The organism is Nocardiopsis yanglingensis (genome assembly GCF_045809185.1).
GTDB lineage: Bacteria > Pseudomonadota > Gammaproteobacteria > Xanthomonadales > Xanthomonadaceae > Stenotrophomonas > Stenotrophomonas yanglingensis.
Genome location: NZ_JBJNRH010000012.1, coordinates 65,735 through 86,097 on the forward strand (window position 1 = coordinate 65,735; position 20,363 = coordinate 86,097).

The following is a 20,363-nucleotide window of genomic DNA, read 5'->3' on the forward strand; positions in this document are numbered from 1 at the left end:
GTCCCCGCGCCTGGGGGGGCGGGCAAACCCCCCCACGTCGGTACCCCGGCCGCCCCCCCCCCCCCCCCCCCGCCCGGCCAAGCGCGGCTGTTGCTTTAAACGACCAACCCCACCCACGAGGGGCTGCGCCGTTCGCCGGCAACTACGCCGAAGGCGCCGGCTTCTGCCGAAGCAGGCTGACCGCCAGACCGCCAACAACCAGCACCCCCAGCCCCAGCAACGCCCACAGCAACCACGACTTCCAATCGTGCTGCGGTTTCAGCGCCGCCTCGCCGGCCAGCGGCTCCGGGCTGCCTTCCAGGCGTGCCAGCGTCGGCTGCCACGACGGATCATTGCGCTGCCGCAGTTCCTCGATCAGCACACCGATCGGCGCCTCCATCCGGCGCGCAGTCGCGCTGCCCACCGCCAGCGCATACGGCGCTGCGCCCTGGCTCAGGAACACCAGCACTTCCGGCTGGTAGCCCAGACGCAGGGTTGGAGCCGTCGCGGTTTCCGCCGGGTTCGCCACCAGCTTCCAGTAGCGGTCGCGATGCACGCCGCCCAGCGGCTGGGCCGCTGATTGCTGGCGCTGGCCCTGCGCGCCCTGTTGCAGCTGGTAGGCAATCCACGGCGCACTGCGGCGCTGCCACTCTGCACTCTCGTCGTCGCGGCTGAACAATGTCCACTGCACCAGGCTGTTGTCGGTGCTCGCCACATCGGCACGCGCAGCCGGGAACCGGCCATCCATTTCGAAGGTGAATTCGCCCTTGCCCGTCGAGGTCGGTTCCAGCGACAACCACTCCCACGGCAGGGTGGCCGGTGCCGGCGGCAGTTCGGCCAGCACGCTGCGCAGCGTCGGCAAGCGCGCATCGCCCTGTCCCAGTACGCGCAGGTAGCGTGCCTCGGCGTTCACCTGCAGGCGGCGCTGCAGCAGGCGCTTGCCGGCGCGCTGCAGGTCCACCAGCGGAATGTCACGCCCGACCGCGCGCCAGTGTTGCAGATCGTCGCTGGCATCCAGCTGCACCTGCGCCTGCAACGGCTGTCCGCTGTCAGCCCAATCCAGCACCAGTGCCGCCAACGGTTGCTGGCCGAGCACGCTGGCATCGATCAGCCAACCACCCTGCCCGTTCGCTGCCGCACCGCCACTCACGCGTGCTTCGACGCGACGGACACGGCCGTCGGTATCGCGCTCGGTCAGCAACTGCAGATCGTTGCGCTGTGCTTCGGCCAGCGGCGGCAACGCGAACCACGGCAGCTCACGCTGCACCGGGGGCTGTGCCAGCGGCTGGTCCGGCGCCAGCAATGCCGATGGCAACGATTGGCCGGCGGCGTTGAACACCTGCAGGTCACCCAGGTCTGCGGCACCTGCACGACGATAGATCGCCGGCTCCAGAACCACCCTGTACGCACCGGACTGCGCGCTGGACAGCGTCAACGGCCACTGCTCGGCGTACTGCGTGCGGTAGTCGGCGGCCTGCACCGCGACGGCGGCCAGCATGCCGAACATCGCCGGCAGCAGCGCCCTGCTCCACTTCCTCATTGTCTTTCCTCCACGGACGGTGCCGCGCTGGGCGGCGCCGGTGCCAGATAACCCACGACCGTGCACAGCAGGCCGTAGGCGATGAACGATGCGATGCCCAGCAGGTTGCCCAGGTGCTGGCGATCGACGATGACCAGTTTGGCCAGTACCACGCCCATCAGCACGGCACCGACCATCCACAGCACGCGCTGGCCACGGCGCGATCCCCACACCCAGGCAATCACGCCGAGCACGCTCCACAGCACGGTCAGGCTGGTCTGCGCCAGGCTGAAGCGCATCATCGACGCGTTCCACGACAGGCCGCCCCACTGATGCACGCCATGCAGCACAACGCTGGTCAGCGCGACGAAGGTTGCAAGTGACAGCAGCGGCATGCGGATGTTCAGCAATGCTTGCGGTGCCTGTGGTCCCTGATCGCTGTACAGCCAGCGCGCCAGCAGCAGCAGGCTCAACCATTGACCGATCTCGGCCGGATTCAATACCGGCAGCCACAACAGCGGCGCGGCGTCGCCCGGCAGCAGCTGGCCGAACAGCCAGCCGATCGACAACAGCCCGAACAGCACGCACTGCAGCGGCTGGCGCACGCGGTCGAACGCTGCGCCCAGCGGCCAGCGCAGCGCATTCCAGCGCCACAGCGACAGCGCCGCCATCAGCAGCCACGGCAGGGTCACCAGCAGCGTCGTCCAGCCCTGTGCCAGATCGGCCTCGCCACCGCCCCACAGAGCCAGCAGCGAAAGCAGCGACGGCCACAGCAGCCACCACAGGAACTGCGCGATGCGCGCCACCGTGTCGCCCCCCTGGCGCAGGCACAGCAGCGTGCGCACACCCAGCACCGCGAACACCGCCCAGGCCAGCGCACCGTAGCCAGCAAACGGCTGATGGTGCGCATCGCTCTGCAAAAGCGCCAGCGGGAAGCCCAGTGCCAGCATGGCCAGTGCGGTCACCCCCAGCGCGCGCGCCGGCTGGCGGCACTGTACTTCGGCGGCCAGCCATGCGGTGATGGCAGCCAGCACCAGCAATGCATCCACTTCGGTGCGGTAGGGGAAGAAACGGGTGATCTCATGTACCAGGCCACCCAGCCACCACAGCAGGCCCCACAGGTAGTAGACCAGGGCAATCTCGTGGCGTGACCTGCGCTGGTAGCTCCAGGCCGACGCAAAGCCAGCCAGTGCCAGCAGCAGCGCCCCGATGGCCGTCGGATTGATCAGGAAGCGCAGATCCTCATGCCAGTGATCGCCGCCGGCCACGAAGGCGAACGCAGCGCCGATCTGCAGCAGCGCGCCGGACACCTGCGGCAGCCAGCGCTTCTGGCGCAGGCCCAACCAGGCCAGGCCTGCGCCTTCCAGCGCAAAGACCGCGCCGGTGGCGCGCGCCGACAAGGCCAGCGGCACCGCCAGCGTGGCAAAGCCCACCGCCAGCACCGCATGCGACTGCGCCAGCACGGTGTACGACGCACGCGCGATCAGCGCCCGCGCCAGCACCGCGTAGATCGCCGCCAGGCCCAGCGCGCACAGCGCCAGCGTCATCGGCTGCTGGTACAGCATGCCCGCCTGCAGCGAGAACGCGACCAGCGGCGTGCCGAACACCAGGCTGCCGTCGACCAGATCGCGCCGGCCGGCCGGTTGGCGGCGCGCGTACAGCAGCGGAATCAACAGGTAGAAGGCGAAAAACAGCAGCAGGAACGGTTCGGTGCTGCTGAACTTGTCCGGTGCGTACTGCAGCACGCCCCAGAACGTACCGATGCCGAAGGTGAAAGCGAAGCCAAGCAGATTCAACGCACGCCATGGACGGAACCAGGCGATGGCGAAGATGCCTGCGTTGAGCACCGCGTAATAGCTGAACAACCCCACGTGGTTGCCGCTGCCGGTAGACAGCCACAGCGGGGCCATGAAGCCGGCCAGGATGCCCAGCACCGCCAGCGTGCGCGAGTTCTGCACTACCGCCAGCACACACAGCCCGGCCACCAGTGCAATGGAGCTGACGAAGGCAAAGCCCGGCGGAATCAGGTCGAAGCGCTTGAACGCCGCGAAGATGGTCAGCAGCAGCACGCCGATGGCACCGCCCTGCAGGGCCAGCGCAAACAGGCGCCGACGTTCGCGCTGGTGCCAGCCGAAGGCCAGCAGGCCCAGCGCACCCACGGTGACGCCGGCCAGGCGCAGCTCGATCGGCAGCACCAGCCAGCCCTGGTCGCTGACGTACTTCAACAGCGCGGCAACACCGGCCAGCAGCACCAGCATGCCGATCTTGACCGGCACGTTGCCCTCGGTGAACCAGCGTTTGACCGCACCGACGCCACGCTCGATGAAATTCGGCAGCGCCGGTTCCGGCGGTAACGGCGGCAGCTCCGGCACCGGCGGTGGTGCAGCAGGACGGGGGGCTGGCGCCTCAATGGGCGCGGCCTCTTGCACCGGCGGTTGTGGGGGCGGCGGTGCAGCCGCAGCCACCGGCCGCAGGAACGGTGGATCGGCACTGGCCGCGGGCGTGACCACTGGCCGTTCAGGCGCGGGCGTGGCGGCGGCCGGCTTGGCAGCGGCAGGCGCGGCGGCCATCGCGCTTTCCAGCGCGGCGACGCGACGGCGCAGGCCGGCGATCATCACCAATGCCACCACCAGCAGCAGCGGGATGGCCAGCAGGACCAGTACGACCAGGGCTATCAATGCTTCCATTGCGTGCTTCCATTGCGTTCCCGCGCCCCAGCGGCGGCGGTCGACCGCCCCATGCTACGACAGGGCCGGCCCCATAAACGACGAACCCCGGCCAGGCCGGGGTTCGTCTGCGATCTACACCGGCCTTACTTGGCGGCGATGACCTTGGCCATTTCCAGGCACTTGTTCGAGTAGCCCCACTCGTTGTCGTACCAGGTCACCAGCTTGACGAAGGTGCCGTCCAGGGCGATGCCGGCGTCGGCGTCGAACACCGAGGTGCAGGTTTCGCCGCGGAAATCGGTGGCCACGACCTTGTCTTCGGTGTAGCCCAGGATGCCCTTCAGCGGGCCTTCGCTCTGCGCCTTCACTTCCGCGCAGATCTCGGCGTAGGTGGCTTCCTTCTCCAGCTCGACGGTCAGATCGACCACCGACACGTCCGAGGTCGGGACGCGGAAGCTCATGCCGGTCAGCTTCTTGTTCAGTTCCGGGATGACCACGCCGACGGCCTTGGCCGCACCGGTGGACGACGGGATGATGTTCTCCAGAATGCCACGGCCGCCGCGCCAGTCCTTGTTGGACGGGCCATCGACGGTCTTCTGGGTGGCGGTGGCCGCATGCACGGTGGTCATCAGGCCGCGCTTGATGCCCCACTTGTCGTTGATGACCTTGGCCAGCGGGGCCAAGCAGTTGGTGGTGCACGAGGCGTTGGAGATGATCGCCTGGCCGGCGTAGGTCTTGTCGTTCACGCCGTACACGAACATCGGCGTGTCGTCCTTCGACGGAGCCGACATGATGACCTTCTTGGCGCCGGCATCGATGTGCTTCTGCGCGGTTTCCTTGGTGAGGAACAGGCCGGTGGCTTCCAGCACCACGTCGGCGCCGACTTCGTCCCACTTCAGGTTGGCCGGGTCGCGTTCCTGGGTCAGGCGGATCTTCTTGCCGTTGACCAGCAGGTCGTTGCCCTGCACCGCCACATCGGCCTTGAAGCGGCCGTGCACGGAGTCGTACTTGAGCATGTAAGCCAGATAGTCCGGCTCCAGCAGATCGTTGATGGCCACGATTTCGATGTCGTCGCCGAAGTTCAGCACCGCCGAGCGCAGGACGTTACGCCCGATGCGACCGAAACCGTTGATACCAACCTTGATTGCCATGTTCTCAAGCTCCTGCAGCCGCGACGGGTGCGGCGGGATGGATAGGGCCCACAAGTCTAGCAAACCGGGGCTGGCCACCGCGGGCCAGCCCCGGCGGGCAGCGGGCCGGCGGACAGGATTTGATCCGGATCAAAGCGTTAGCGCGATGTGAGGTCGAGACTGGCCACATCCACCCAGCAATGAGATCACCCCCATGCGCAAGACCTCCCCCCTGATCGTGGCCAGCCTGGCCGCCGCCCTCTCGCTCGCCGCCGCCCCGGCCATGGCCCAGTCAAAGGGCGACTGGACCATTTCCGCCGGCGTGCACCAGGTGGCCCCGAAGTCGAACAATGGCTGGCTGGCGGGCCACACCCTGAAGGTCGACGTCGACAACGACGTCAAGCCGACCATCACCGGTGAGTACTTCATCGCCGACAACCTGGGCATTGAAGTGCTGGCCGCACTGCCGTTCAAGCACGACATCAACATCAACGGCCTGGGTCGCGTGGGCAGCACCAAGCAGCTGCCGCCGGTGGTGACCGTGCAGTACCACTTCAACAGCAAGGGCAAGGTGTCGCCGTTCATCGGTGCGGGCGTGAACTACACGACCTTCTTCAGCGAAGACACCACCGGTGCGCTGAAGGACAGCCGCCTGAAGCTGCAGGATTCGTGGGGCCTGGCCGCGCATGCGGGCGTGGACTTCGCAATCGGTGAGAAGGGCGCACTGCGCGTGGACATGCGCTGGATCGACATCGACAGCAAGGTGAAGTTGAACGGCGAGAAGATCGGCACGGTCAACATCGATCCGCTGGTCTACGGCGCGTCGTACGTCTTCAAGTTCTAAAGCGGTGTGTTGAGTGCGGGGGCTTCGCCCCCGCTCCCCCGCTACACGCAAAACCCTCGCAGCATGTTGCCCCGGTGATTGCCGGGGCTTTTTTTGTTTGCACGAAAAGCACCGGCATCTGGAATTGGGCGGAGAGGGTGGGGTGATCGGGACACGCCGTAAATACGTCCATGTAGGCTCGATCGCCGCATCCATGCGGCGAACGGTCCCGATCACCCCACCCTCTCCACCCTTCCCATCTGCGCGCGCGTGCCAGCTCAAGCAAAGGCAGGAACAAGCCGCGCACATCCAAGGTGTAGTGGTTGCCTGCCGCTAACGGCGGCAGGTTTTGATCCTGCATTTGTTTTTGGAGTTGCCTTTGACGTTTGCATCCGCCTCCGCGGCCATGTCTGGAGGGGAGCGCAGAGGGAGGGGCGGCGGGACCGTTGGCGCCATGGATGGCGCCATCGAGCCTCCAGGGACGGATTTACGGCGTGTCCCGCCGTCCCTCCCTCTGCGCTCCCACTTCGGAACAGGTAACGCGCCGCTCTTCAATCCACCTACCCCGCTAGAATGTGCGCATGAAAGCCCTGCATTCCCTCTTCCTCGCCGCCGCCCTGGCGCCGGCCCTGCTGTCCGTCTCCGCCCCCGCTCATGCCTGGGGCGCGCAAGGCCACCGCCTTGTTGCCGAAGTCGCCGACGCCCGCCTCAACCCCACCGCCCGCGCCGAAGTGGACCGCCTGCTGGCCACCGAACCGGACGCCACCCTCGCCAGCATCGCGCCGTGGGCCGACCAGCTGCGCGCCAAGGACCCGGGCCTGGGCCGTCGCTCGGCCGGCTGGCACTACGTCAACATCGCCGAAGACAACTGCCACTACGAAGCACCGAAGCACTGCAAGAACGGAAACTGCATCGTCGAAGCCCTGAAGGCACAGAGCGCCATCCTCGGCGACCGCAGCCTGACCGATGGCGAGCGCCTGCAGGCATTGAAGTTCGTCGTGCACCTGGTCGGCGACATCCACCAGCCGATGCACGCCGGTTACGCCCACGACAAGGGCGGCAACGATTTCCAGCTGCAGTTCGGCAACCGTGGCACCAACCTGCACTCGCTGTGGGACAGCGGCATGCTCAACACCCGCAAGCTGGACGATGCGGGCTATCTGCCGCTGCTGCAGAGCCAGCGCGCGCCGAAGCTGGCGCGCCAGTCCAACCCGCAGCGCGACCCGCAGACGTGGGCCGAGGCCAGCTGCCGCATCTCCATGCAAGCTGGCGTTTATCCGGCCACGCGTAAAATCGGTGACGAATACACCGAGCGCTACCGGCCGCTGGCCGAAGCGCAGCTGCGACTGGCCGGTGAAAACCTGGCGCAGTTGCTGAACCGCGTGCTCGGCACGCGCTGAGGAGAGTTCCGATGTCGGTCCTGGTGCAGTCGTTCTTCCACCGTGACAGCAATACCTTCAGCTACCTGGTCAGCGACCCGACCAGCGGCGAAGCGGCGCTGATCGACCCGGTCCTGGACTACGACCCGGATACCGATGCCAGCAGTGAAGCGCCGCTGCATGCCGCGTTGCAGGCCATCGAACAACAGGGCCTGCAGCTGCGCTGGCTGCTGGAAACCCATGCCCATGCCGATCATGTGTCGGCCGGGCGCCGGCTCAAGCAGCGCTTCCCCCAGGCCACACTGGCGATCGGTGAAGGCATCCGTGCGGTGCAGGCCACCTTCGCACCGCGCTATGGCCTGCAGCTTCCTGCGGCCGATGAAATCTTCGACCACCTGTTCAGCGATGGCGAGACCTTCGCTTTGGGCGAACTGCACTGCCAGGTGATCGCCGTGCCCGGCCACACCAGCGACAGCATCGCCTACCTGATCGGCGATGCGCTGTTCACCGGCGACTCGCTGTTCATGCCCGACGGCGGCACCGCCCGCTGCGATTTCCCGGGCGGTGATGCCGCGCAGCTGTACCGCTCGATCCAGCGCCTGCTGGCCCTGCCCGATACCACGCGGGTTTTCGTCTGCCACGACTACGGCCCGGGCGGCCGCGACTTTGCCAACGAGACCACCATCGGCGAACAGCGCGCGCACAACATCCACGTGCATGACGGCGTGGCCGAGGCGGAGTTCGTCAGCGTGCGCCAGGCCCGAGATGCCACGCTGGCCGAACCGGTGCTGATGCAGCCGGCGGTGAAGGCCAACATCCAGGGCGGGGCGTGAGGTCCAGGAGGACAGCCAGAGAGGCGCCTATCCGATGCTCACCTCGTGATAGGTGGTTTCCTCCAACAGATCATCCTGCGACGTTCCAACAAAGATCTCTCTCGACAGGACCCGGTTTTTACTGAACCGAATACGCACGTTGTAACTCTCTGAGGCATCCCCGCCCTGCAACATCAGGCTACCGCCCTGGGAGCTGAGATCAATCGTCGCACTGGAAAGATCCACCAGATCGAAATAGGCGGAACGCGGAACAACCAAGGCAGCACCATTGACTCGGATCTGCAGCGATTGCACTCCTTTGCAGGGGCGCGCGCCTTCGCAGACTACGTAGCGCGGGTCGTCGGCCGTTGTAGCACGAATGCCCAGTCGCACTTCGACCTTCATACCCGGAGATTGCGCGGTCAGAAGCTCCGTTGGTTTGCCTCCGATGTGCACTGAAACCGCTGCAGCCGTCGAGCTGGATGCCAGCATCAGAAGAAAGAGTAAAAGCGAGCGCTTCATTCGAGGCCCCACGGAAAGAACAGCCGGAGAATGGCCGGTGTCGGCTCTCAAACCTTTACAGATCCGCTTCCCTCAATCCAGCTCACAATCCACTACCAGATCCCTGCGCGTCAGAACGGGAAGCTGCGCTTCAAGGTCAGCGCCCATGAACTGCACGTAGATCAAGCCTTTCTGGTCTGCACGTTTGTTACCAAGCAGCACCCGGTCCTTACCCCTCGAATGCTCCGTGCCAACCAGCACGAATCCACGGGTCGGGCTCAGATCCCGATTCCATCGAACGCCATCGTAGGAAGGATGATTCCCAATATAGACTTCAACGTCCTTGCCAGCCAGCTTTAACAGTCCTTGTTCAAAATCCAGTCCCGGCGCTTTCACGTGGTAGCTGTCACCGGCCTGAAGAAAAATGCACACGCCGAACTCGCGGCTCATCGGAGTGGGAACGTCGCTGCCACGATGCGTACATGCACCGAGGCAGCCCACGCCGACCAAGAGAAGCAGCGTCGTCCTATTGGCTCGCACAGCCGCACCCTCTCACGATGGTTCTGTTCTTCCAGGGATCCAGAACATCTTCCAAGTTCTTTCCGTCCGGTTTGGCACCATTGAGGTTGCTGCTCATGATGCCGGTCTCTCCTTCATTCACAAGGCCCAGCAAGTGCCCAGCCTCGTGAGGATAGAGGCTATCGGCAGACCATTGGCCGGGAACGAACCATTCGCCCGAGTTGAGATTGGGCGAATCGACATAGGAGCGTCCGGTGCCCTGGGTCAACGTTATGTTGTTGACCGTAGCAGCAGGGCGGCTCATACGATACACCTGGACCCGCGTAACCACGTTGTAACTCCCAATCCGACCACTCCACGCCCTTTCGATGGATGACTTGATCATCGCGACATCGGCGGAAGAGCCTCCACTGAAGTTGATCGGAATGGAAATTCCGATGTTCTTCCCTTTCTGGCAAACGTAGCCGATCAGGCCAAGTGGATCGACAATCTCCACAGGATTGGAAGAAGCATAGACATACGTGTTTGGACCTCCCGCCTTCCCTATCGGATCACTTTGCAGATACCGACCGACATTTGCGTCGTAGTCGCGGAATCCGCTGTACCACAGGCCAGACTCAGAGTCGAAGTAATGCCCTGGCAAGCCAATGTTGATCCCTCCGATATCGTCCTGCGTGACGGTGCGCCCATATGCATAGTTGTACGCCTTCCACCGCACCTGCCCAACATCGTTGGCAGCGAACTCAGGCCGCCCCAGATGATCGGTTCTCACCGTGTAGACATCGGGCCCGCGCGTAACGGCAATGAGCTCGCCCATGAACCAGATATAGTTCGACCATCCTTGGCCTTCGGCACCATCGGACATGATCTGGTTCTGGCCAAGATAGGCATAACTGATCCTGCTGCCATCGCCTCCCAGCTTTCCACTTCGCTGCCCGAGCCCATTGACAACATACTGGGTATCGTTGCCATTGATTGTGGCCCCAACCATGCGATTGAATCCATCGTACCGGTAACTGCGCACATCGCCCTGCGAAGACTCGCCGGTCCGGTTTCCCATTGCGTCATGCGTGTACACCCGGTCAGCCTCGCCGGGCCGGTTGGAGAGATACCCCAGCAATCGGTTACTGCCCGTCTCGAAGGCGTATTGACGGGAAGCAGACTGGTCCGTGTGACTCAGCCAGTTTCCGTTCGCATCATAAGTCATGATGTGATCAATACCTGAGCGCGACAACCGGGACAGCCGCCCATCAGGATCATGCTCAATGACCTGCGTCAACTGCGGAGCGAGGCGGTCCTCGATTGATCGCATATGGCCCGCTGCATCGAACGTGTACGCCAGCTCCTGCAGCGCAGTGCCGTTCCCCGCAGGTACGGCAGACCGCCCCGACAGACGCCCGCCAAGGTCATACGTGTTTCTGTACGACATGCCATTACCAAGTGTCAGCTCGGCTACGGCCCCGCTCGGAGTGTAACGAGCGCCCGCAACGATCGAGCGCGAGACACCCCCAACAATGACATTGAGACCCGCAAGGCGAGCTCCAGCGTAGGTGTAGTCGGCAACCACCCCGTCTGGATACGTAATGCCCGACAGTCGTCCACTCGCCTCATAACGGATTCCAAGAACGCTGCGTTGCATACCCTGCGCAGAGAATTCCTCAGAGCGCTCCGCCAACTGTCCATCCTGGGCATACTTGAAACTGACAACGGATTGAGGCGTTGAAGCCGTACACATGCGCCCGATTCCGTTCACGCAACCATCGTAGGTGAAGTGGCGCTCGTCTCCTGCGGCCACCACGGAAAGGACTCGCCCAATCCCGTCGTACTGCATCGTGGCTTGCGCACCATCGGATCGCACGTTTCCCATAACACGTGCCGGCGCAGCGTAACTATAAGTACTGGTTCCGGTGTCAGGACTAACCTTCAACCACGCCCGCCCGAATCCGTCACGCTCATAGCGGGTCTGGAAACCACCTTGATCGACGATTCCAACAATACGATCAAGCCCATCGTAGTGGAAGTATTGGATAGATCCAGAAGCGGCCTGGGACGAGACCACGCGCCCCAGCGCATCGTAGTTCGACCGCTGGACATTGCCTGCCCCATCGATCAGCTCGACCTGATTCCCGTTGCCATCGTACTTGAAATGCTGTGTCGTTCCGGCACCATCGCTGCGGGAAATCATTCGACCGAGCTCGTCGTAGCCATAGTTGACCCGAGAAAGCACTTCTCCCGGCCTGACACCCGCGATCGTGGAGACTGCAGCCTCAGCGATCGTCTCGCCTCGACTGACCAGCCACAGACGCATGCCCGCCGCAGTGACGTTGGTCAAAGCGATGCTGCCGCCAGGACCGCTCGCCAATTGAGTGCCTGCCCCACTTCCTGCGGCCGCCCAAAGCTCCGCACTACCTTGGGACACCAGCCATTGCACGGTTGCCGAACACGTCGATTGCCCCCAAGGTATGGTGCAGGGATTAGGGCTTGCCGTGATGCTGCCGACTGGTGCTGGTGGAACCTGGAAGGTGCCAGAGCCACCAATCAGACTGTTGGCTCCGCCGACAGGCGAAATGCCATGAACAAAGAGTCCCTTCCCGACATGATCACGACGCTGGGAATAAGTCAGCGGTATCGAGAACCGGTAACGTGAGCCTGATGCTCTGCACGCTGTGGCGACGGCCGCTTCACTCGCCAGATCGGCACGAACGCCCGCCAGGAATACGCCACCTTGACCCGCCGCTCCACCGGCGTAAAGGTGGACGTCGATGGAATCGTCACGGCTCGTACTGCAGGCCCAGCCCTGCAGTGTGGTTCCATCACTGGAAAGTCCGTCAATGTTTCCCGTAACCAACGAGGGCGGTGCGCTTACCTTGACGGCGACATTGGTGGTGTAAACACCGAACCATTCGACGCCGTCCTGCACCATCTGCCACTGGAAGTTGTAGACACCTGGCGTGGTTGGCGCACGCACCTGCGCAATTATCACAGCCGTAGCACCCGGTCCGATATCACCAGGCAGAGACAGGCGATAAGTTCCCCACGCTGCGTTGTCGTTCAGGGATCCAAGCGCATAGCCGGCCGCCGAGGTCCATGTGGTGTTGCCTGCATTGTTCATCCGCAGGGAGACACTGTAGGTTTTTCCTGCCTCCATCTCGGCGGGCACATTCTGGTCGATGAAATGCGCCTTGTTGATGGGACCATTCACCCATAACGTCGCCAGGCCGGACGCTGCACCAAAACGCCCGGCACCGTTGCGTATCATCTGCAGTTGGAATCCATACTCGCCGGGTGGCGGTGTGGTGACGTTGATATTGAAAGTAACCGTCTGGCCAGGTGCGACAGCATGCGGAACGGGCACATTGGAGAACGACCATGTACTTGCGTAGCTGTCGTGCGAACCTCCCAGCTGATATTCATAGCCTGCCGGCCATGTGGTGTTTCCCGTATTGCGCACCGTCGCGGTGAACGTATAGGGCGTGCGATGCTGCAGGGGACCAGGGATTGTCGAACCGACGAATTCAGCACCGTCGAAAGGTGCAGGTGGTGCACTGATCGTAATCGGACCGACCGCCGATACCAATGATCGTCGAGTCTGGTCGCCGTCAGGAAGGTTGCGCACGGCATCCGCACGCAGTTCATAGTAATAGGTGCCCGGGCTGAGGCCGGCCTCCCGATAGACGCCACCCGCCTGGATGGTAACGACCGTGCCGTTCCGCAACAGACGCAGTCCATCAATGTATTCCGCCTTGGGACCGGTGGTCGTAACCCCCCAATTGACCTTCAGCTCGAACACCGCCGGCGCCTGATAGGTGCTGCCGGCCGGTGGGCCATCCAAGCGGATCCACCCCTCGGCGGCAGCACTGCCGATCATGGCAAGGAGCAATAGAACGCATAGACCGATGTCCCGAATGAATCTACTCATGGCTGAGTCCCCCGGCCTGGATCGGCAAATACACGCTGCACTGTTTCAGTGACCGGAAGCGAGAACGCGTTGTACTCATATCGCGTTTCCGCAAAGCTCCCGTTCGGCTCAGGCATCGAGGTAGACAGCAGCCGACCAGCCAGGTCATAGAGGTGGGAAATCCTGACACCATCCGGCCCGGTCACGGACGCGAGCTTGCCAAAGGCGTCGTATTCATAGTGGGTCGTGCGGACACCACTGGACAACAGCAGACGAACCTCGGAGGGTCGTCCACGCGAGTCGTAAACGAAATCCGTACGCACACCGTTCACGTCAATCGAGTAGCCCGGATAGCCGTAACCCGTGTACCCGCCCATGACCACAGCGTGCCCGAGGCTGTTCTCGATCCGCACCAGGTCACCCAGCTCCGAGTAGGTGGACGTCACCGCATCACCACTACCCGCTGCCGGCCCGTCCTCGACCATCCTGCTGACAAGGCCATTGGGGTGCAGCTGATAGCTGAAGGTAGTCGTCTGCACTTCGCCCTGCGCATGACCGGCAACCAGGCTCTTCTCCGAGCGGGACACCAGCCGATTATTTGCGTCGTAGGCATAGCGGGTTTCAAGCACCCCCTGCAGCGTTTCCGCCACGACACGGTTGCCCTGCTCATCCCACTCGAATGTCGTCACCCGCGCAATGGGCGTCCCGCTTGCTTCTTCACGGCGAAGAAGATGGCCATGGGTGTCGTACTGATAGCGGGTCAGGTTTCCTTCGAAATCCGAAGTGAGCGATGTATTCCCGTTTTCGTCGTAGTGCGTTTCGCTATAGCCTGCGGCACAGTTCGCCGAAGGAAGGCCTTCGATGGCGATCAGTCTCCTGTCCTTGAAACGATAGCGGGCGACCTTTCCAAGCGGGTTGGTCTCCACGGTAACGCTCTCTCCATTGGCTCCCGGCTCATACGCGAAGCCAAACCGCTCGACGCCCCCCGCATGCGCCGTCGAAGTCGCACGATTCTTATCATCGTAGGTGAACATCGAGTAGCGGCGACCATTGATCGACTTGCCGGTGAGCAGCGGCAGCCCGTAGGTCTGCCCCAGCTCCTTGTACATGTAGTGATACTTGACCGTGGTGGCAGGAGTGCCGTTGTAGGTAACCGACTCCAGGAACCCGTACACGTCCTGCGTGTATCCGTATTCGATGGTATTTCCCTGCGGGTCCCGCACCCTGATCACACGCGGATCAACGCCAGTCTGTGCATTCTTCTGGATCCAGGTGAACTCAATATAGCGGCCATTGCTATGGGTGACGCGCTGCAGCTGGGAACCTTCAGGACCTCCGTAACTCAAGGTCCAGCGCACGCCGTTGGCGTTCCGGATCTCCACCATCTTGGTGCCTTCGTAGGTCTCCGTAGTCAGGTCGGGGCTCAGGTAGATCCACTTTCCGCCCGCAACTGACTTCAACTGCCCGCCCTGCTGTGCACCATCCTCCCGGTAAACACCGTCGCCTCCTCGCTTGAACACCAGATAACGACCATCGGGGCGGCGCATACGCGCCTCGTTCGAGTCCGTGTAGACGACCAGCTGCCGATCAAGGTTGCTGTACCACGTGTCGAAAATGTTGAAGCGGTCCATCACAGCCGAGTTGAACGTGCGCTCGAGCGTCAATGGCATCTCGCCACCGCCAGTGAAATCCAGTTCGGTTTCCACTTTCGTACCGGTGCGAAGAACCACCGGGTTGCCACTCTTCGGGCACTCGTCGGCGGCATCCCTCCCCGACTGGTCCGGCTCTCCTTTACTGGGTTCGACGAAGTCATCCCATTGATTTGGCCCAGGGAAAAGATTCGAAGGAACGCCCCAGAGCGCCATGAACCCATCCAGTCGCCCAGGCACCACACCATCGGCAACAGCATCCACGCGTGGAAGGTTGGTGATACCAGGTCCTGCGCCCGCGCCGGCACCACCCGATCCCGGCTGATTCTGGATGATTCGCCCGTCAGCCTCAGCAGACGCCAAGCCGACAATAACGCTCAACAGTGCAGCGGGAAAAAGATGAAGTTCACGACACATCCACCCAGTAGCGGCCTCCTGGATGCGTCGAGTGGGCAGGAGGCAGGACATCAAGCGGAATGCCGAATCCATACGTATTCCCTCGCATGGATTCGCGCACGCGCCATCCATGACGTCGTCAACACGTTGATACTGCGATTGATCCGCCAGGTACTGGCGGCTCCCCAGGGTAGGACGTTGCGCCCCAAGCCCCAGCCGCCTAGATACGCCCGGAACCGCCCCTTGTCAACAATCGCTGCATCTCTGTACCGACAGCATGGCCCGCCGCTACCGCCCCTGCATCCGCACCACATGCTGGCCCTTCACGACCTCGAAGGTGAAGGCGTACTGCAGGGTGACCGCCACCGGCTCGACGCGCTCGGCGCCGCGGCAGTCGCCGCGATCGGCGGGCACCTTGCCCGGTGCGAAGTGGCAGACCGCGGCGGACGAGTACTCCCACATCGCAACCGCCTCCTGCGCAGCCTGCAGCAGGGGCGCATTTTCACCTGCAGCACCCGCCGCGCACTCCGGGCGATCAGTCAGCGGCATGCTGCGTTCGACGCGGCCCTGCGCATCGACCACCACCTGCAGGCAGATGGTGGTCGGCGCCAGTTCCGCACGCGGGTCACGATCGCCGACCTGCGGATCCGGTGCCATGCGCAACTGCGGCATCCGGTAGCCTTCGCTCGCGCCCAGCGAGTACGCCTGCACCTGTCCATTGCCGCCACCGGTCTGCGGCCGCAGGCGCTGGTGACCGACATTCTCGCTGCGGGTATCGACGGTGGTCAGCCGGTCCTGGGTTGCACACCCCACCAGCAGCGCCGCCATCATCAACAGCGGCGCGGACTTCACTTCGCGTCCTCGGTGTTATCCATGGCGAAGGTGATCGGAATCTTCACCGCCCCTGCAACCGGCTGGCCATGCTTCACCGCCGGCCGATAGGTCCAGCTGCGTGCAGCGGCGATCGACACCGCATCGAACACACCCGGATTGGTGGCGCTGAGCACCTGGACGTCGGTGGGATGGCCCTGGGCGTCCACTTCCACGCGCAGGTTCACTACGCCCACCTGGCGCTGCTCGAAGGCGGACTTCGGATAGGACGGCGGCGGCATCTTGTCGACCTCTATCTCCCGATCCATGACGGATCCTGCCGGGCCTCCCGCCGCACTGCCCTGGCTGGCCCACGCCACCGCTCCCATTCCCAGGCACAACCCGACCACCAGCATCTGCCCCGACACCCACGGCAATGCCTTCCGCTTGGACTGCTTCAACATGGCGATACGCTCCTTCAACACGGGTTGGCTGCGCCAATGGCAGACCGCTGGCGCAACCGGGTGGACCAGCTGCGCCTTCAGCAGCGTGCTGGCGTAGAGGCCGCGCAGCGTAGGCTGCGCAGCAATGGTGCGGGCATCGCAGGCCAGCTCCTGGTCACGCAGGAATCGGCGGGCGGCCCACGGCAGAAGCGGGTGGAACCAGAACACCGCGCGCGCCAGCAGCAACGCGCCATTGGCCCAGTGATCGCCATTGCGCCGGTGGCTGTGCTCGTGTTGCAGGATCAGCGCCTGCTCCTGCGCGGTGAATCGCGGGTCGAAGTCAGGGCCGACCACGATGCGGGGGCGCCACAGACCGACCAGTGCGGGCAAGCCGGGATCGCCGCTGGCCTGCCAGCTTCCATCGGCGCGCGGCTTCAGTGGCCCCATGCGCCGTTCAAAACGACGCTGCGCGCGCAGGTCGCGCAGCAGGCAGAAGCCCATGCCCAACGCCCACAGCGCCAGCAACAAGCCAGCCCATGGCAACGACTGTCCGGCCACGCCATCGATGGCACCGGGCAACACTTTCAAGGGCAGCGTTGGCACCTGCTGCAACACCACAACCTGCGGCAACGGCAACATCAGTGCCACCAGCAGCATCGGCAACAACCACCAGCTGCGATAGGCCAACGCCACGCCGCCCAACCGCACCAGCAATGGCCGCAGCACCGCCAGCAGGACCACGCCCACCGCCAGCCACAGGCTGGCCCGCCACAGTCCGTCGAGCAGCTCAGTCATGGCCCAGCTCCTGGATCAGCTTCTTCAGTTCGGCGATGTCCTGCGCGCTCAACTGGCCCCGTTCGCTGAAGTGCGCGACCAGCGGTGCCACCCGCCCTTCGAAGACACGGCCGATGAAGTCCTGGCTCTGCGCCTCCACCCACGCCTGTCGCTGCAGCAGCGGCCGGTACAGATAGCGCCGGCCATCGCGCTCGGCGGCGATCGCGCCCTTGGTCAGCAGGCGGTTGAGCAGAGTCTTGATGGTCGGCTCGGCCCAGTCGCGGTGGGCCAGTGCGGCCACCACGTCATCGGCGCCACGCGGTGCCTGCTGCCACAGCACCTCCATCACAACAGCTTCGGCTTCACTGATCGGCTGCATGGTTTACATCCGTAATCGACGGTCCGATTACGCGCGTAATCGAATTATCTGTCAAGCCCCTCGACTCCAGGTTCATCGTATCTGCGCCAGCATCGATTCCTCCCGCCCCAGGCCCCGGATGAAAGCGCTGCCCAAGAAGGATTTCCCGGTCGAGCAGGCGCGCCGCTTTCTCGAACCCGGTCCGATCGTGCTGCTCAGCACCGCCTGGCGCGGCCAGCGCAACCTGATGACGATGGGCTGGCACATGGTGATGGGCTTCTCGCCTTCGCTGGTCGCCACCTACCTGTGGGACGCGAACCACAGCCACGCGCTGGCCCGTGGCAGCGGCGAGTGCGTGATCAACGTGCCCGGCGTGGAGCTGCTCGATACCGTGGTGGACATCGGCAACTGCAGCGGCCGCGAGATCGACAAGTTCGCCCGTTTCGGGCTCGATGCATTGCCCGCGCGCGAGGTTGGCGCGCCGCTGGTCGGCCAGTGTCATTCGTGCTTCGAATGCCGCCTCTACGACGATAGCCAAGTGGAATCGAGCAACCTGTTCATCTGGGAAATCGTGCGCGCCCATGTTGCGCCCCGGCCGAAGCTGCCGCGCACGGTGCATTACCGGGGCGATGGGCAGTTCATGGTGTCTGGCGCCGAAGTCTCGCGTCGACGGCGGTTCAAGCCCGACATGCTGTAATGCCAGCACTCCCCCATACGCAGGACCGCCCCGCATGACCGAACACCTCACCGACCTGGACGCCGCTGTCGACTGGTTGTTTGCGCGCGTGGACGGGCCGCTGCGGATCGGGGCACCACTGGCACTGGGCAAGCCACACCGGTTGCTCAATGCCCTTTACGCACGCGTCGAGCACGACCCTTCGCGGCCGCTGCAGCTGTATACCGCGCTTTCACTGAACCCGCCGAAGGCACGCGGCAACGGCCTGGAAGCGCGCTTCATGGCGCCGTTCGCGCAGCGCCATTTCGGCGACGATTTCCCGCGCCTGGCCTATGCCGATGCGATCGCGCGCGACGCGTTGCCGGCGCACGTGCAGGTGGAAGAGTTCTACATGCAGTCCGGCGCCCTGCTGGGTTCGCGTCAGGCGCAGTCCAGCTATACCAGCCTGAACTACACCCACGCCGCCGATGCGGTGGCGCAGCGCGCGCCGCAGGTGATCGTGCAGAAGGTGGCGATGCGGCCGGATGACCGCCGGCTCTCGCTGTCGTGCAACAACGACATCACCCAGGACACGCTGGATGCAATGACTGCACGCGGCCTGCCGCGCCCATTGATGATTGCCGAGATCGATCCGCAGCTGCCCTATCTGGGTGGCTCGGCGACGGTCGATGTGTCGTTCTTCGATCTGGTGATCACTCCACCGCCGCCGTATCCGGCGCTGTTCGGCCTGCCGCGGCAGCCGGTCGGCGACGCCGACTACGCCATTGGCCTGTACGCCAGCACGCTGGTGCGCGATGGCGGCACCCTGCAGATCGGCATCGGCACGCTGGCCGACGCGCTCAGCCATGCGCTGGTGCTGCGCCACACCGACAACGCCCGCTACCGCCGCGTGCTGCATGCGCTGGATCCACAGCTGGCCAGCCACCCGCTGGTGCAGGAGATCGGCGGACTGGATCCGTTCGAGGTGGGCCTGTATGGCTGCAGCGAAATGCTCAACGAGGGCTTCCGCAGGCTGGTGCAGACCGGCGTGATCAAGCGCAAGGTGCACGACGACCTGGCGCTGATGCAGCGCATTGAAAATGGCAGCACGCTGTCCATCGATCACGCCACCCTGGCCGCCGAGGGCGAGTACCTGCACGGCGCGTTCTACCTGGGTTCGCCGGAGTTCTACGAGTGGTTGCGCACGCTGCCGGAAGACGAGTGCCGTGCGATCGGCATGCGCCGCATCAGCGAGATCAATCAGCTGTACGGTGGCAACGAAACGCTGGAACGCCTGCAGCGCCGGCACGCGCGCTTCTTCAACTCCTGCATGATGGCCACCGCGCTGGGCGCGGCGGTGTCGGACGCGCTGGACGATGGACGCGTGGTATCCGGTGTAGGCGGCCAGTACAACTTCGTGGCGATGGCACATGCGCTGCCGGAAGCCCGCAGCGTGCTGATGTTCCGCGCCGCGCGCGATGACAAGGGCCAGCGCGAATCGAACGTGCGTTGGAACTACGGCCACACCACCATTCCGCGCCACCTGCGCGACATCTACCTCAACGAATACGGCATCGCCGATCTGCGCGGTCTGACCGACGAGGACTGCGTGCATGCGATGACCGCGATCACCGAGGCCCCGTTCCAGGGCGGCCTGCTGCAGCAGGCACACGCCTCGCGCAAGCTGCTGGCGGCCACGCAACCGGATCCGCAGCGCCAGCAGCGCAACACGCCGCAGGCACTGGCCGCGGCACTGGCCCCATTCCGCGCCGATGGCAGCCTGCCGGACTATCCGTTGGGCAGCGACTTCAACGAGATCGAGCAGGTACTGGTGAAGGCACTGGGCTGGCTGAAGGCCAACACGCAGACCCGCGGCGACAAACTGCGTACCGTCTGGGCGGCGCTGCGCCAACCCGCTGGCGACGGCGATGCGGTGTACCTGCAGCGCATGGGCCTGCAGGCACCGAAGGATTTCGCTGAACGTCTGGACGCGCGGCTGCTGCGCCTCGCACTGGCACGCACCGCCTGAAAAAAGGGGACGGAGGGGGTTAA

15 protein-coding genes are annotated in these 20,363 nt (G+C 64.2%); 5 read left to right on the forward strand and 10 right to left on the reverse strand.

All coding sequences use genetic code 11. From position 1 onward, the window contains the following. Positions 1 to 142 precede the first annotated feature (142 nt). The 3 genes from ACJ7C5_RS15735 to gap form a co-directional block, all read right to left on the reverse strand. On the reverse strand, positions 143 to 1,519 hold the full coding sequence (locus tag ACJ7C5_RS15735) for a DUF3999 domain-containing protein (RefSeq protein ID WP_412704414.1): 1,377 nt from the start codon (positions 1,517 to 1,519) through the stop codon (positions 143 to 145). Next, positions 1,516 to 4,185, reverse strand: a complete 2,670-nt coding sequence (locus tag ACJ7C5_RS15740) for a DUF2339 domain-containing protein (RefSeq protein WP_412704415.1) — start codon at positions 4,183 to 4,185, stop codon at positions 1,516 to 1,518. Before ACJ7C5_RS15740 ends, ACJ7C5_RS15735 begins: the two co-directional genes overlap by 4 nt. A gap of 125 nt (positions 4,186 to 4,310) precedes the next feature. After that, on the reverse strand, positions 4,311 to 5,315 hold the full coding sequence (gene gap, locus ACJ7C5_RS15745) for a type I glyceraldehyde-3-phosphate dehydrogenase (RefSeq protein WP_005414333.1): 1,005 nt from the start codon (positions 5,313 to 5,315) through the stop codon (positions 4,311 to 4,313). Positions 5,316 to 5,508: 193 nt separating this feature from the next. Here gap and ACJ7C5_RS15750 point away from each other — a divergent pair, with 193 nt between their 5' ends. From ACJ7C5_RS15750 to ACJ7C5_RS15760, 3 genes are all read left to right on the forward strand, one after another. Then, complete coding sequence (locus tag ACJ7C5_RS15750; protein WP_088026957.1) at positions 5,509 to 6,138, forward strand: OmpW/AlkL family protein; 630 nt, start codon at positions 5,509 to 5,511, stop codon at positions 6,136 to 6,138. 560 nt (positions 6,139 to 6,698) lie between these two features. Next, positions 6,699 to 7,517, forward strand: coding sequence for a S1/P1 nuclease (locus ACJ7C5_RS15755; protein ID WP_010484081.1), 819 nt, complete (start codon positions 6,699 to 6,701; stop codon positions 7,515 to 7,517). An 11-nt stretch (positions 7,518 to 7,528) separates the two neighbouring features. Continuing rightward, the gene (locus tag ACJ7C5_RS15760) at positions 7,529 to 8,329 is read left to right on the forward strand and encodes an MBL fold metallo-hydrolase (protein ID WP_125427040.1); all 801 of its coding nucleotides are present in this window, start codon (positions 7,529 to 7,531) and stop codon (positions 8,327 to 8,329) included. Between the two features lie 27 nt (positions 8,330 to 8,356). Here ACJ7C5_RS15760 and ACJ7C5_RS15765 read toward each other — a convergent pair whose 3' ends face one another. The 7 genes from ACJ7C5_RS15765 to ACJ7C5_RS15795 form a co-directional block, all read right to left on the reverse strand. Next, positions 8,357 to 8,830 (reverse strand): hypothetical protein, encoded by a 474-nt coding sequence (locus ACJ7C5_RS15765; protein ID WP_412704416.1) that lies wholly within the window; start codon positions 8,828 to 8,830, stop codon positions 8,357 to 8,359. 72 nt (positions 8,831 to 8,902) lie between these two features. Then, positions 8,903 to 9,259, reverse strand: a complete 357-nt coding sequence (locus ACJ7C5_RS15770) for a hypothetical protein (protein WP_093999584.1) — start codon at positions 9,257 to 9,259, stop codon at positions 8,903 to 8,905. Positions 9,260 to 9,335: 76 nt separating this feature from the next. Then, positions 9,336 to 13,118 (reverse strand): RHS repeat domain-containing protein, encoded by a 3,783-nt coding sequence (locus ACJ7C5_RS15775; RefSeq protein ID WP_412704417.1) that lies wholly within the window; start codon positions 13,116 to 13,118, stop codon positions 9,336 to 9,338. 125 nt (positions 13,119 to 13,243) lie between these two features. Continuing rightward, on the reverse strand, positions 13,244 to 15,364 hold the full coding sequence (locus tag ACJ7C5_RS15780) for a DUF6531 domain-containing protein (protein WP_412704418.1): 2,121 nt from the start codon (positions 15,362 to 15,364) through the stop codon (positions 13,244 to 13,246). 195 nt (positions 15,365 to 15,559) lie between these two features. Continuing rightward, entirely contained in the window at positions 15,560 to 16,123 is a 564-nt protein-coding gene (locus tag ACJ7C5_RS15785; RefSeq protein ID WP_412704419.1) for a hypothetical protein, read from the reverse strand. Then, positions 16,120 to 17,319: a M56 family metallopeptidase gene (locus ACJ7C5_RS15790; protein ID WP_412704420.1), complete on the reverse strand. Its 1,200-nt coding sequence runs from the start codon at positions 17,317 to 17,319 to the stop codon at positions 16,120 to 16,122. Before ACJ7C5_RS15790 ends, ACJ7C5_RS15785 begins: the two co-directional genes overlap by 4 nt. Next, positions 17,312 to 17,677, reverse strand: a complete 366-nt coding sequence (locus ACJ7C5_RS15795) for a BlaI/MecI/CopY family transcriptional regulator (RefSeq protein ID WP_093999579.1) — start codon at positions 17,675 to 17,677, stop codon at positions 17,312 to 17,314. Before ACJ7C5_RS15795 ends, ACJ7C5_RS15790 begins: the two co-directional genes overlap by 8 nt. Positions 17,678 to 17,795: 118 nt before the next feature. Between ACJ7C5_RS15795 and ACJ7C5_RS15800 the strand changes: the two genes are divergently transcribed. Together ACJ7C5_RS15800 and ACJ7C5_RS15805 are read left to right on the forward strand one after the other, a co-directional pair. Continuing rightward, positions 17,796 to 18,353: a flavin reductase family protein gene (locus ACJ7C5_RS15800; RefSeq protein WP_093999578.1), complete on the forward strand. Its 558-nt coding sequence runs from the start codon at positions 17,796 to 17,798 to the stop codon at positions 18,351 to 18,353. A 34-nt stretch (positions 18,354 to 18,387) separates the two neighbouring features. Then, positions 18,388 to 20,340 carry an acetyl-CoA hydrolase/transferase C-terminal domain-containing protein gene (locus ACJ7C5_RS15805; protein ID WP_125427033.1) on the forward strand — a complete coding sequence of 651 codons (1,953 nt, stop codon included), beginning with the start codon at positions 18,388 to 18,390 and terminating at the stop codon, positions 20,338 to 20,340. The last annotated feature ends 23 nt before the right edge of the window (positions 20,341 to 20,363 follow it).